Annotated in this window: 12 protein-coding genes and 1 pseudogene; 2 read left to right on the top strand and 11 right to left on the bottom strand. The window is 71.7% G+C overall.

Annotated features, from left to right (window positions below; translation table 11 throughout):
* Window positions 1–101, top strand: a pseudogene (locus AB0O21_RS34455) (aminotransferase class I/II-fold pyridoxal phosphate-dependent enzyme); the annotation flags it as partial.
* Between the two features lie 44 nt (window positions 102–145).
* Here AB0O21_RS34455 and AB0O21_RS34460 read toward each other — a convergent pair.
* The 11 genes from AB0O21_RS34460 to AB0O21_RS34510 all read right to left on the bottom strand — a co-directional run bounded on the left by AB0O21_RS34460 (window position 146) and on the right by AB0O21_RS34510 (window position 12,158).
* On the bottom strand, window positions 146–1,183 hold the full coding sequence (locus AB0O21_RS34460) for a polyprenyl synthetase family protein (protein WP_365177932.1): 1,038 nt from the start codon (window positions 1,181–1,183) through the stop codon (window positions 146–148).
* A gap of 110 nt (window positions 1,184–1,293) precedes the next feature.
* Window positions 1,294–2,673 carry a hydroxysqualene dehydroxylase HpnE gene (gene hpnE / locus AB0O21_RS34465; protein WP_365177935.1) on the bottom strand — a complete coding sequence of 460 codons (1,380 nt, stop codon included), beginning with the start codon at window positions 2,671–2,673 and terminating at the stop codon, window positions 1,294–1,296.
* A 385-nt stretch (window positions 2,674–3,058) separates the two neighbouring features.
* Window positions 3,059–3,997, bottom strand: a complete 939-nt coding sequence (gene hpnD / locus AB0O21_RS34470) for a presqualene diphosphate synthase HpnD (protein WP_365177938.1) — start codon at window positions 3,995–3,997, stop codon at window positions 3,059–3,061.
* An 8-nt stretch (window positions 3,998–4,005) separates the two neighbouring features.
* Window positions 4,006–4,935, bottom strand: coding sequence for a squalene synthase HpnC (hpnC, locus tag AB0O21_RS34475; protein WP_365177941.1), 930 nt, complete (start codon window positions 4,933–4,935; stop codon window positions 4,006–4,008).
* Between the two features lie 379 nt (window positions 4,936–5,314).
* Entirely contained in the window at window positions 5,315–6,097 is a 783-nt protein-coding gene (locus AB0O21_RS34480; protein WP_365177944.1) for an ABC transporter ATP-binding protein, read from the bottom strand.
* Entirely contained in the window at window positions 6,090–7,019 is a 930-nt protein-coding gene (locus AB0O21_RS34485; RefSeq protein WP_365177947.1) for an ABC transporter permease, read from the bottom strand. The genes AB0O21_RS34480 and AB0O21_RS34485 overlap by 8 nt, the downstream gene beginning before the upstream one ends.
* Before the next feature lie 95 nt (window positions 7,020–7,114).
* Window positions 7,115–7,987, bottom strand: a complete 873-nt coding sequence (locus tag AB0O21_RS34490; protein ID WP_365178052.1) for a glycosyltransferase — start codon at window positions 7,985–7,987, stop codon at window positions 7,115–7,117.
* 8 nt (window positions 7,988–7,995) lie between these two features.
* Window positions 7,996–8,775 (bottom strand): CDP-alcohol phosphatidyltransferase family protein, encoded by a 780-nt coding sequence (locus AB0O21_RS34495; RefSeq protein ID WP_365177950.1) that lies wholly within the window; start codon window positions 8,773–8,775, stop codon window positions 7,996–7,998.
* Window positions 8,753–9,814 (bottom strand): iron-containing alcohol dehydrogenase family protein, encoded by a 1,062-nt coding sequence (locus tag AB0O21_RS34500; protein WP_365177952.1) that lies wholly within the window; start codon window positions 9,812–9,814, stop codon window positions 8,753–8,755. The genes AB0O21_RS34495 and AB0O21_RS34500 overlap by 23 nt, the downstream gene beginning before the upstream one ends.
* Window positions 9,802–10,554 (bottom strand): phosphocholine cytidylyltransferase family protein, encoded by a 753-nt coding sequence (locus AB0O21_RS34505; RefSeq protein ID WP_365177954.1) that lies wholly within the window; start codon window positions 10,552–10,554, stop codon window positions 9,802–9,804. The genes AB0O21_RS34500 and AB0O21_RS34505 overlap by 13 nt, the downstream gene beginning before the upstream one ends.
* Window positions 10,551–12,158, bottom strand: a complete 1,608-nt coding sequence (locus tag AB0O21_RS34510) for a DUF5941 domain-containing protein (protein WP_365177957.1) — start codon at window positions 12,156–12,158, stop codon at window positions 10,551–10,553. The genes AB0O21_RS34505 and AB0O21_RS34510 overlap by 4 nt, the downstream gene beginning before the upstream one ends.
* Between AB0O21_RS34510 and AB0O21_RS34515 the strand changes: the two genes are divergently transcribed.
* The gene (locus tag AB0O21_RS34515) at window positions 12,153–12,296 is read left to right on the top strand and encodes a hypothetical protein (protein WP_365177960.1); all 144 of its coding nucleotides are present in this window, start codon (window positions 12,153–12,155) and stop codon (window positions 12,294–12,296) included. The genes AB0O21_RS34510 and AB0O21_RS34515 overlap by 6 nt on opposite strands.
* Window positions 12,297–12,636: the final 340 nt, after the last annotated feature.

Consider the following 12,636-nt stretch of genomic DNA (forward strand, 5'->3'; position numbering starts at 1 on the left):
CCAACATGGTGGTCTCCCGGACCATGTCCAAGGCCTTCGGCGCCGCCGGCCTGCGCCTGGGCTACCTGGCCGCGCACCCCGCCGTGGCCGACGCCCTCAGGCGTCGGCCGACGACTCGCGAGTCATATCCGCCGTCGGGTGGCGGTCACCTCTTGCGCACGACGACGAAGTCGGCGAGGGCGACCAGCTGGTCGCGCACCCGCTGCGGCATGTCGACGTCGTCCAGCGCGCGGATCGCGATCGCGTGCTGGCGGCGCGCCTCGTCGGCGGTCCACTGGCGGCCGCCCGCTTCCTCGATGAGCGCCGCGCGGGCCGCGAACTCCTCCTCCGAGAAGTTCGCGAAGTCGCTGCTCTTGGCGTCCGCCGCCAGCAGCTCGGCCAGCCGGGCCGAGGCCGGCCCGCCCGCCGCCAGCGCGGCGACGACCGGCAGGGACTTCTTGCGCTGGCGCAGGTCGCTCCACGTCTGCTTGCCGGTGGCCTCCGGGTCGCCCCAGATGCCGAGCAGGTCGTCCACCGCCTGGAAGGCGAGGCCCAGGTGGTAGCCGTACTCCTCCAGCTTGTCGGCCGTACGGTCGTCGGCGCCGCCGAGCACCGCGCCGATGGACACCGCGCAGGCGAGCAGGGCGCCGGTCTTGTTGCCCTCCATCTCCAGGCACTCCTCGACGCTGACGCGCTCGCGGTGCTCGTAGGAGATGTCCTGCGCCTGGCCGTCGATGAGCTTGCGGCTGGCGGTGGTCAGCCGGCGCGTGGCGCGCCCCGCGTCCACCGTCCCGAGCTCCAGCAGGACCTCGTTGGCGAGGGCGAACAGCGCGTCGCCGACCAGGATCGCGAGGGCCGGGCCGTGCACCTTCCACACCGTGTCCCGGTGGCGGCGCTGCTCGTCGCCGTCCATCAGGTCGTCGTGCAGCAGGGAGAAGTTGTGTACGAGCTCGACCGCGACGGCGCCCGGGATCCCGACCTCGGCGGGAACGCCCGCCGCCTCGGCGGAGAGCAGTGCGAGGGCGGGGCGGACGGCCTTGCCCTGGTCGCCGTCCGCCGCGTTGCCCTGGGCGTCGATCCAGCCGAAGTGGTAGGCGGCGACGGTGTCCATGGGCGCCGCGAGCCGGTCGACGGCGGCGCGGAGCACGGGGGTCGACAGCGTGCGGCCGCGCTCCAGGAGTGCGAGCGTATCCGCCTTCTCCATGCCCCCTCCGGCCGTGCCCACACTGGCACCCGTGTTCTCGACAGCCGGATTCCCCGGGTTCACTGGCTCTCCTCTGGTTCCTGTACGTGCTGCGTTCGTGCTGATGGTCGTCATGCCGCCTCCTGCAGAGGGTGTTCGCGGGGGCGGCCGAGGGCGGCGAGCGCGGCGTGTGCCGCGCTCAGTCCGCTCCTGACGGCGCTCTCCATGGTCGCGGGCCAACCGGTGGCAGTCCACGCACCGGCCAGGTAGAGCCCCGGCGTGTCGGTCCGCGCCCCGGGGCGCAGCCGGCCGACGCCGGGGGTGGGGGCGAAGGTTGCCGTCCGCTCCCGGGTGACGAAGAAGTCCCGTACCTTCGCGCCGCGCGCGGCGGGCAGCAGCCGCTCCAGCTCGGGCAGGTACTTGGCGCGCAGGACGGAGACGGGTTCGTCGATGTCGTCCTGGGCCACGGACTGGGACAGCGCCAGGTACTGGCCGCCGTCGGGCAGTCCGGAGGAGTCGGTGCGGTCGAAGACCCACTGCACCGGGGAGCCCAGTGCGGCGAAGAAGGGCTGCTTGAGCACCTTGCGGTCGTAGACGACGTGGACGTTCAGAATGGGAGCGGTCCCGATGTCGAGGAGCTTGTCGGGATCCGCGAGCGCCCCGGCCGGGAGCAGCCCGTGCGCCTCGCGCTGCGGGACGGCGAGGACGACCGTTCCCGCGTCGAGGGACTCGCCCTCGGTGTCGACCCGCCAGGTCCCCTCGCCGGTGGTGGAGATCCCCGTGACCCGGGTGCGCAGCTCCGTCCGTACCCCTGCCGCGTCGAGCTGCTTGCGGGCGAGGGTGTCGTGCAGATCGCCGAGGGGTACGCGGGCCCAGCCGATGTCGGCGGCGCCGTTCTCGGAGAGCAGGCCGGTCTTGAAGACCATCGCGGCCAGGCCGAGCGAGGAGTGCTCGGCGGTGGCGTTGAGGGTGGCGATGCCGACGAGGTCCCAGAGGGCCTCGATCGTACGGGCGGACTGGCCGTAGCGGCCGAGCCAGGTCGCGAAGTCCACGCCGTCCAGGGCCGGGTCGGCGGGGTCGAGGCGGCGCAGCGCGAGCGCGGCGCGGCCGACGCTCGCGCGCTCGGCGAGGGAGAGGTGCGGGTAGCGGGCCAGCGAGCCGGCCAGGTGCAGGGGCACGGGCAGGGCGCTGCGGCGCAGTCGGCCGAGGCGCGGGCCGCGCGGGTGCGCCACGTCGAGCACGGGTACGTCGAGCCGGTCCTGCAGAGGGGCCAGTGCGGCGCCCTCCACTCGGTCGAGGAACCAGCGGTAGGCGGTGCAGCAGCGCAGGTAGACGTGCTGCCCGTTGTCGACGGTGAGGTCGCCGCGCTTGAAGGAGAAGGCGAGCCCGCCGAGCCGCGGGCGGCCTTCGAGGAGGGTCACCTCCAGCCCGGCGTCGGCGAGTTGGAGCGCGGCCGTCACCCCGGCGAGCCCTCCGCCGACGACGACGGCGCGGTTGTCGTTGCCGCTCATGCTCCCTCCCCATCGAAGCGCCGGCCCTCCGGAAGAGACGCGCCCGCCGCCGCGGCGGTTGCCTGGGCAGCACTCCGCCCCGCCGGGGTCGGGTGTGCGGTGGGGTGCCCCCGCAGGGCTCCGAACACAACCAGCCTCGGCCCTCCGACCCGTGGAAACGTTCGACGTCCGAGGAGGCGCCCCGGCGCGCGCCCGGCCCCGGCCCTTGCCCCTCGGGGCGCGGGGTGGGGCCGCTGCGCGGAGCTGTCCCCCACCCCGCCCCTTCCCGAAACTGGGGCTCCGCCCCAGACCCCGGTCCTCAAACGCCGGACGGGCTGGAAGGTGCGGCCCGGCTGGATGGTGCGGCCGGGGTGGAGGGTGCGGCCGGTCAGCGTCAGTGGGGGCATCAGGCTCGCCCCCGGTTGCGCCGGCGGGAGATGGTGCGGGCGTCCAGGCCGGACAGGCCGCGCACCGCCACGTACGCCTTCTCGTGCGGCGGGAGCGAGACGCGGCCCCGCAGCACCGCCTCGGGCTCGCGCTCGATGCGGTCGAGGAGGCGCCGGTAGATGCCCGCCATGGCGGCCACGCAGGCGCCGCTGCGCCGGTCGAGCATGGGCAGCAGCCGGTAGCCCTCCACGAACAGGGCGCGGGCGCGCCGGACTTCGTGGTGGACGAGCCCGGCGAAGTCGGAGCCGGCGGGGGCCCTGTCGCTGTGGAAGCCTTCCGAGCAGCCGAACTTGGCGAGGTCCTCGGCCGGCAGGTAGGTACGGCCGTTGCCCGCGTCCTCCCGGACGTCGCGGAGGATGTTGGTGAGCTGCAGGGCGAGGCCGAGCGTGTCGGCGTACTCCCCGGCGCGCGCGGCGTCGGCGGCTCCGGGGGTGGTCCCGAACACGCCGAGCGAGAGCCGTCCGATCGCGCCGGCCACGCAGCGGCAGTAGACCTTGAGGTCGTCCCAGGTCTCGTAGGTCTCGCCGCGGACGTCCATCAGGACGCCGTCGATGAGTTCGTCGAGGCCGCCGAGCGGGATCGGGAAGCGGCGTGCGGCGTGCGCGAGGGCGACGGCGACCGGGTCGGTGTCGTCCTCGTCGACCTCCTCGGCCCGGATCCGCCCGAGCAGCGCGCGGGTCTCCTCCAGGCGGGCCAGCTTCGCCTCGGGGGGCAGCGTCCCGTCGCCGATGTCGTCGACCCGCCGGGAGAAGGCGTACAGCGCGGACATCGCCTGCCGCTTGTCGGCGGGCAGCAGCCGGATGCCGTACGCGAAGTTGCGCGCCTGCGATCCGGTGACGGCCTCGCAGTAGCCGTAGGCCGCCTGGACGGGTGCGGACACGTGTGTGGGTCCCTCCACGGTCGGGCTCACCCCTTTCTCGGCGCAGTGCGCAGGACGGCGGCCACCTCGCGGAGCAGGCCGCTCTTGGTGGGCTTGGGCGGTCCGGGGAGTACGTCGAAGCCGGCGGCGGTGACGGCTCGCAGGGCGGCGCGCCCCCCTCCCACGAATCCCGCGAGCAGCAGCCGGAGTCTGCCGTGCACGCTACCCACGAGCGGGGTGCCTTCATTCAGCAATTCCCGCGCGCGCTCGGCTTCGTATGCGATCAGGGAGCGTACAGCCGCGCCCGCGGACGGGGCCGCGAGGTCGTTCTCGGTGACGTGGAAGCGCCGCATGTCCTCGGCGGGCAGGTAGATCCGGTCCCGGCCGAGGTCCTCGGCGACGTCCTGGACGTGCTCGACGATCTGCAGGGCGGTGCAGACGGCGTCGGAGCGGCGGATCCGCTCGGGGGTGCTGGTGCCGGTGAGGGAGAGCACGAGCCGGCCCACCGGGTTGGCGGAGAGCTCGCAGTAGCCGACCAGGTCCGCGTACGTGTCGTAACGCGCGACGAGCTGGTCCCTGCGGTTGGCCTCGATGAGCCCGAGGAACGGCTCGGGCGTCAGGCCGTGGGCGCGGACGACGGGTTGGAGGTTCAGCAGCAGCGGGTGCCGGGGCGGGCCGTCGGTGCCTCCGAAAACGCGCAGCAGGTCGGCCTCGAGGGCGTCGAGCATGGCGAGCCGGTCGTCGACGGCGGCCGGCTCGAGGCCGAGGAGTACGGCGTCCAGTCCGCCGGGGGCGAGGTCGCCGTCGCCGATGTCGTCGACGAGGCGGGCGTAGCCGTAGACCGCGGTCAGGCCGTCGCGCCAGGCGCGGGGCAGGAAGGCGGGGGCCACGGGGAAGTTCTCCGAGGCTGCCTTGTCGAGGGTGGCGCGCACGTGGACGGTGTCGGACGAGGGGTGGATGCCGTGCCCCGGGGTCACCGCCCGCCGCCCGGGGCGGGGACGGCTGTGCTGCCTGGGGGCCGGAGAATTCCCGTAGCCATTGCCGTCACATCTCCCGTTCTACACTGCCGACCCAATACATCCTATTTCGGACACGCCGCCTGGGTATCCCGGGGACTCTCCCCGGAACTCCCCACGGGCCGCTCACCTGCGGGGAATCGTCCCCTCTTGGCTCGATTCAGGACCGCATCAGCTTACGCTGTACAACGCCGCGAAGGCCTCTCGGGTATTCATCGCGCCACTGAATGTCGTCGCCGGAATGCGAAAACCCGCCGAGATCATGGTGGGACCGGGCCGCGAAACGCGCTCGGGCCCCCGCCGCACGAAGCGGCGGGGGCCCGGGCGGAGCCGAAGCGCGTCAGCCGTTGGAGGCCCTCTCGTAGGCCGAGACCACTTCCTCCGTGGGCCCGTCCATCAGGAGCTCACCCTTCTCCAGCCACAGCACCCGGTCGCAGGTGTCGCGGATGGACTTGTTGTTGTGGCTCACCAGGAAGACGGTGCCGGCCTTCTCCCGCAGTTCGCGGATGCGGTTCTCGGAACGCACCTGGAAGCTGCGGTCACCGGTGGCGAGCGCTTCGTCGATCATCAGGACGTCGTGGTCCTTGGCCGCAGCGATGGAGAAACGCAGACGCGCCGCCATACCGGAGGAGTAGGTGCGCATCGGCAGCGAGATGAAATCGCCCTTCTCGTTGATGCCCGAGAAGTCGACGATGTCCTGGTAGCGCTCCTTGATCTGCTCGCGGCTCATTCCCATCGCGAGACCGCCGAGGACGATGTTGCGCTCACCGGTGAGGTCGTTCATGAGGGCCGCGTTGACACCCAGCAGCGAGGGCTGGCCGTCGGTGTAGACCTTGCCCTCCTCGCAGGGCAGCAGGCCCGCGATGGCGCGCAGCAGGGTCGACTTGCCGGAGCCGTTCGAGCCGATGAGGCCGATGGCCTCGCCGCGGTACGCGGTGAACGAGACGCCGCGCACGGCGTGGACCCGGCGGACGCCGGGCGCGTCGCCCTTGCGCCGGCGGACTATCTTGCTCAGCGCGGCCGTGGCCGCGCCTTTGCCCGCGCTGCCGGTGTTGACCCGGTAGACGATGTGGACGCCGTCCGCGATCACGGTGGGGACGCGCCCCTGGGTGTTGTCAGCCACGGCCGTACCGCTCCTCAGCCTTCCAGAAGTACACGAAGCCGCCGAGGCCGATCACGACGGCCCAGCCCACGGCGAAGGCCCACACGTGCGGGGGCAGGTTGCTGCTGCCGTAGTTGTCGATCAGCGCGAAGCGGATGAGGTCCATGTAGATCGCCACCGGGTTCCACAGCAGCACGTCGCTGATCCACTGCGGCTGGTCCTTGAGGTAGATCCCGAGCGGGAACATGACCCCGGAGGCGTACATCCAGGTGCGCATCACGAACGGCATCAGCTGCGCCAGGTCGGGGGTCTTGGAACCCATCCGCGCGAAGATCATGGCGAGGCCGGTGTTGAAGACGAACTGCAGCGCCAGCGTGGGGATCACCAGCAGCCACGAGAGCTGCGGGTAGTTGCCGAAGGCGATGGCGATGACGAAGACCACGATCATCGAGTACAGCAGCTGCTGGAGCTGCTGCAGCGAGAACGAGACCGGCAGGGACGCGCGCGGGAAGTGCAGCGCCCGCACCAGCCCGAGGTTCCCCGAGATCGCGCGGACACCCGCCATCAGCGAGCTCTGCGTGAAGGTGAAGACGAAGATGCCCATCATCAGGAACGGGACGTAGACGCCCTCGGGCATCTGCTTGTCCGCACCGAGGATCAGGCCGAAGATCAGCCAGTAGACGGCCGCGTTCAGCAGTGGGGTCGCCACCTGCCAGACCTGACCGAGCTTCGCCTGGCTGTACTGCGCGACCAGCTTGGCCCGGGAGAACGCCATGATGAAGTGGCGCCGGCCCCAGAGCCGGCGGACGTAGTCGCCCAGGGAGGGCCGGGCGCCGCTCACCGAGAGGCCGTACTTCCTGGCGAGCTCCGCGGGGCTCAGCCCCGCGTCGGCGGACGGCGGCCTGCTCGTGGCGAGGGCGCCGTCGTGGGTTGTGTCACTCACAAGTTGAAACTTTCGTCTTCAAGATGCGGCCAGGTCGGGCATCAGGCCGGTGGCACGAGGCCCATGATCGCGCCATGTTCCCAGACGCGGGCTGGTCAGATGACAGGTGGTCGGCCCAGACGGGTCAACCGCCAGACCGTACGCCATCTCATCGGGCGGCGGGGACCGCAGGGAGTGGTCCATCCCTCCCTGAATCCGCCGAACCACGCCTTCAACGCGGGTCCCGAGGGCTTGCGCAGGAGCGTCAGCAGGAGCCAGACGCCCAGGTAGACCGGGACCAGCGGAGCGGGCAGGTTGCGGCGGGCCAGCCACACACGATTACGGGCCACCATACGGTGGTAAACGGCGTGCCGGGAGGGGGCGGTCGTCGGGTGCAGCAGCACCATGTCCGCTCGGTAGTCGATCGACCACCCCGCGTCGAGCGCCCGCCAGGCCAGGTCGGTCTCCTCGTGCGCGTAGAAGAACTCCCCGGGCAACTCGCCGACCTGCTCGAACACCTTGGTACGCACGGCGTTCGCGCCGCCCAGGAAGGTGGTCACGCGGGAGGAGCGCATCGGGTCCGAGGCGCGCAGCCGGGGCACGTGACGGCGCTGGGTGATGCCCGTCTCAGGGTCCGCGATCCGGAAGCTGACGATGCCGAGCCGCGGGTCCTCGGCGAAGGCCTGCCGGCACAGCTCGGCGGTGTCGGTGCGCTCCAGGAGGCCGTCGTCGTCCAGGAAGAGCAGCGCGTCCACATCGGAGCCGCCGGGGCCGAAGGCCTCGATGCCCACGTTGCGCCCGCCGGGGATGCCCAGGTTCTCGGGGAGGTCGACGGTACGGATCCCGTCGGGAAGGCCGGTGACCTTCACGCCCTGGCCCACGACGACGACCTCGATCGGGTCGCCCTCCTGGCGGGCCACGGAGTCGAGGAGGGCCTTCAGGTCGTCGGGGCGGTTGCCCATGGTGATGATCACGGCGCCCAGCCGCATCGGCGTACTCACTTGAGCCTGCTGGAGGCCAGGATCGACACCAGGTGCAGCACGGTCTGGAGCAGCGCGATGCCGGCGAGGACGGCGACGCCGACCCGGGACCAGAACAGGTCGCCGCGGATCTGGTCCGCGACGGCCAGCACCAGGATGAGCAGCGAGGCTTCGATGCCGAGGACGAGGCGGTGGAACTTCAGCGCGGCGGCGGCCCGGCGGGCCAGCGCCATGCCGGAGGAGCGCGGCGTGGCCGCCGCGTCCTGGACCACGGGCTTGCCGGCCTGGTGCCGGGCGACGCCGACCAGGTCGGTCTCGGCCTTGATCAGGATCGCGCCGAGGGCCGCCAGGGTGCCCAGGAAGGCCCACAGCCAGTCGATCCGCCCGCCGCCCCACAGGTCGGCGGCTCGCAGGCCGAAGCCGACGAGGACCGCGGCGTCGCACAGGTAGGCGCCGACCCGGTCCAGGTACACCCCGGAGAGCGAGAACTGCTTCTTCCAGCGGGCGACCTCGCCGTCGACGCAGTCGAGCAGCAGGTAGAGCTGGACCGCCAGGACGCCGAGGACGGCGCCGAGGATGCCGGGCACCAGCAAGGCCGGGAGGGCGAGGACGCCGGCGAGGGTCATCACGTAGGTCAGCTGGTTCGGCGTGACCTTGGTGGTGACCAGGAGACGGGTGATGCGCAGGGAGATCTCGCGCATGTAGAGGCGCCCGCCCCAGTGCTCGCCACTGACCCGGTCCTTGACGCCCGCCGGGTGAACGACGGGGCGGAGTTCAGCTACGGATGGTCTTGGCATAGTCGGCGTAAGCGTCCCTGATCTCGGCGGCGGACAGGTTGAGGTGCTCCAGGATCGTGAAGCGTCCCGGGCGGGTCTGGGGGGCGTACTCGACGGCCGCGACGAACTCGTCGACGCTGAAGCCGATCTCCTCCGGTCCCACCGGCAGGCCGTGGCGGCGCAGCACCTCCACGAACAGCCCGGACTGCTCCTTCGCCCCGCGCAGGTGCATCGCGAAGGCGGCGCCGATGCCGACCTGCTCGCCGTGGAGCGCGGAGCGCCCGGGGTAGAGCAGGTCGAAGGCGTGGCTGATCTCGTGGCAGGCGCCGGACGCGGGGCGGCTGTCCCCGCTGATCGACATGGCGATGCCGGTGAGGACGAGCGACTCGGAGAGCACGGTGAGGAACTCGTCGTCCCCGCAGCCGCCGGGGTGGCGCAGGACGGACTCGCCGGCGGTCCGGGCCATGGCGGCGGCCAGGCCGTCCACGGGCTCGCCGGTGACCTCTCGGGAGAGCTCCCAGTCGGCGATGGACGAGATGTTGGAGATCGCGTCGCCGATGCCGGCGCGGATGAACCGTACCGGGGCGTCCTTGATCACATCGAGGTCGATCACCATGGCGATCGGGGTGGGGACGCCGTAGGAGCCGCGGCCGTTGTCGTTGTCCAGGATGGACACCGGCGAGCAGATGCCGTCGTGCGAGAGGTTGGTGGCGACGGCCACCATGGGCAGCCCGACCCGCGCCGCGGCGTACTTCGCGACGTCGATGATCTTGCCGCCGCCCAGGCCCACGACGGCGTCGTAGCGGCGGCCCTTTATGTCGTCGGCGAGCTTGACCGCGGAGTCGATGGTGCCGTCGACGACCGGGTACCAGTCGGCGTGCGGCAGGACGGGCTCCAGCCGGGCGCGCAGCGCCACGCCGGAGCCCCCGCTGATCGCGATGGCCAGCTTGCCGGAGGCGGAGATCCGCTGGTCGGCGAGGATGCCGTCCAGCTTGTCCATCGCCCCGCCGCTGATGTCGACGACGACGGGCGAGGGGATGAGCCTCGTCAGTACTGGCATGCGATCGTCCGGCCCTTGGCGAGGTCGTCGTGGTTGTCGATCTCGACCCACTTGACGTCGCCGATGGGGGCCACGTCGATCGTGAAGCCGTCGTTGACGAGCTGCTGGTAGCCGTCCTCGTAGTAGAGGTCGGGGTCGCGCTCGAAGGTCGTCTTCAGGGCCTCGGCGAGCTGCTCGGCGGCCTCGGGCTCGATGAGGGTGACACCGATGTACTCGCCGGTGGCGTCGGCGGGGTCCATCAGCTTCGTGATCTTCTGCACGCCCTGACCGTCGGCAGTGACGACCTTCATCTCCTCGTCGGCCAGGTTCTTGACCGTGTCGAGGGCGAGGATGATCTTCTGACCGTTGCCGCGGGCGGCGAGCAGGGTCTGCTCGACGGAGACCGGGTGGACGGTGTCGCCGTTGGCGAGGATCACACCCTGCTTGAGGACCTCACGCGCGCACCACAGGGAGTAGGCGTTGTTCCACTCCTCGGCCTTGTCGTTGTCGATCAGCGTGATCTTGACGCCGTACTTGGCCTCCAGGGCCTCCCGGCGCGCGTAGACGGCTTCCTTGCGGTAGCCGACGACGATCGCGACCTCGGTGAGGCCGACCTCGGCGAAGTTGCCCAGGGTCAGGTCGAGGACCGTCAGGCTCTCCTCGTCGCCCTCGGGACCGACGGGCACGAGGGCCTTGGGCAGGGTGTCGGTGTAGGGACGCAGGCGGCGTCCGGCACCGGCAGCGAGTACAAGGCCGATCATGCTGGTTCTCCTTCGTCGTGTACGGCGGGTGCCCCGGAGGAGACCCAGAAGCGGATGCTCTCCGCGAGCACCACGATTGCCACGAACACGGCCAGGACCGTGAGCGCGACGGGGAAGTCCGATGCGCGCCCCACGAGGACGGCGGCGAGGACCGTGGTCAGCAGGACCCGGCCTTCGTGGCCGCCGATCGTCCGCACCAGCCAGTGCGGGGGCGCTCCGGTGCCGCCGCGAATGCGGTACACCGTGTCGTAGTGATGGTAGGCGACCGCCGCGATCAGGCCGAATGCCGCCGGAAGGGCCCCTGGGACGTCCGCCTTGGCGGCCAGCACGAGGACCGTCACGTACTCGGCGGCCCGGAACAGCGGCGGGATCAGCCAGTCGAGGGCGCCCTTGAGCGGGGCCGCGACGGCAAGGCCGGCGGTCATGACGTATATCACCGCGACGGCGATCAGCCGCCGGTCGCCGAACGGCAGGTACAGGGCGGCCCCGAGCATGAGCAGCGTGCCGAGGGCGGCGACGTACACCGATCCGAAGGTGCCGGCGCGGCCGCGCAGCAGCCGGGCCTGGAGCTCGGCGAGCGGGCCGGAGTCGGCCAGGTCGGCGAGGGCCTGGGCGGCCCGGTCGGTGCGGGTGGCCTTGCGGGTCAGCGAACGCAGGACCCGGCCGGCGGTGGTGTAGAGCGCGCCGAAGGCGCAGCCGACGAGCAGGGCGTAGAAGACGATCCGGGGGGTGGTGAAGGCGGTCAGGACCGCGATCATCGCCCAGCGCTCGCCGATCGGCAGGATGATCATCCGCCGGGCCCAGACCGTCCAGCCGACGCTGTCGAGCTTGTCGGAGAGGGCCGCCGTGGGACTCGTATTGGCGGTCGCGTCGTGGTTGGCCTCGTTGAAGGAGAAGTCCACGACGTGCCGGCAGGTCATGAGGACCATGGCGCCTACGGCGAGGGCCCACACGTCGTCGCCGTTCTTGGCGGCTCCGAGCGCGAGGCCCGCGTAGAAGGAGTACTCCTTCGCGCGGTCGAAGGTGGCGTCGAGCCAGGCGCCCATCGTCGAGTACTGGAGCGAGTAGCGGGCGAGCTGCCCGTCGGTGCAGTCCAGTACGAAGGAGACGAGGAGCAGCACGCCGGCCGCCATGTAGCCCCAGCGCTCGCCGGTGGCGGCGCAGCCGGCCGCGATCAGCGCGGTGATCAGCGAGGCGGTGGTGACCTGGTTCGGGGTCAGGCCGCGGCGCGCGCACCAGCGGGCGATGTAGCGCGAGTACGGGCTGATGAAGAAGGTGGTGAAGAACCCGTCGCGGGACTTCACGGCGGTCCGCAGCCGTACGGCCTCGTCGTCCACGGCGGCGACCGCGGCGCTCGCCGCGTCCCGGTCCGCCGCGGTGGCGGGGACGGCGGCGACGAGGGTGCCGAGGTCGGGGCGCTGCACGGTGGTCCCGGCGGCCTCGACGGCGGTGGCGAGCCGGTCCGCGTAGGGGCCGGACCCGTCGCGCTCGGTGGCGACGGCCCGGTCGAGGGCCGGGCGGGCGCCGGGCTGGACGGAAAGGGCGCCGGTGACGGCGCAGGCCTCGAAGCGCGGGTCGGTCAGCGCGAGGCGCAGCGCGTGCACGTGTCCGACGAAGGCACTGTCGACGACGGCGACGCGCTGGTCGGCGGGTACGCCGGCGAGTGCGGCGGCGGTGTCCTGGGGACCGGCGGCGGGGCGGACGTCGAAGCCGAGGGAGCGCAGCTCGTCAGCGAGCGGTGATCCGGGGACCGGCAGGCCGGTGAGGATGACGGTCGGCAGACGAACTCACTCCTTGTGACGGATTGCGAACGGGCGCCCGGGTGGGGGCGCGGCACGTCGGCTGAGGCTATCGGATGAATGGAAGCAGGGGTTCACCACCCGTTTACGCCCTGATAAGCGGAATATTCCCGGGCGTCGGGCCCTGATCGAGCCCTGCCGGGCCATCATTGACGATCATGGCCGGTACCACAAACGGCCTGGATGTTACGGTGGACACGCCCTGTAGGCGTGATGAGCGAGGAAGAGGTGGGTTGATGACCGTCGTAGTGGTCGCGGCCGCGCGCAGCGAACTCCGGTGCAT

This window comes from Streptomyces sp. NPDC091371 (assembly GCF_040684275.1).
Taxonomy (GTDB): domain Bacteria; phylum Actinomycetota; class Actinomycetes; order Streptomycetales; family Streptomycetaceae; genus Streptomyces.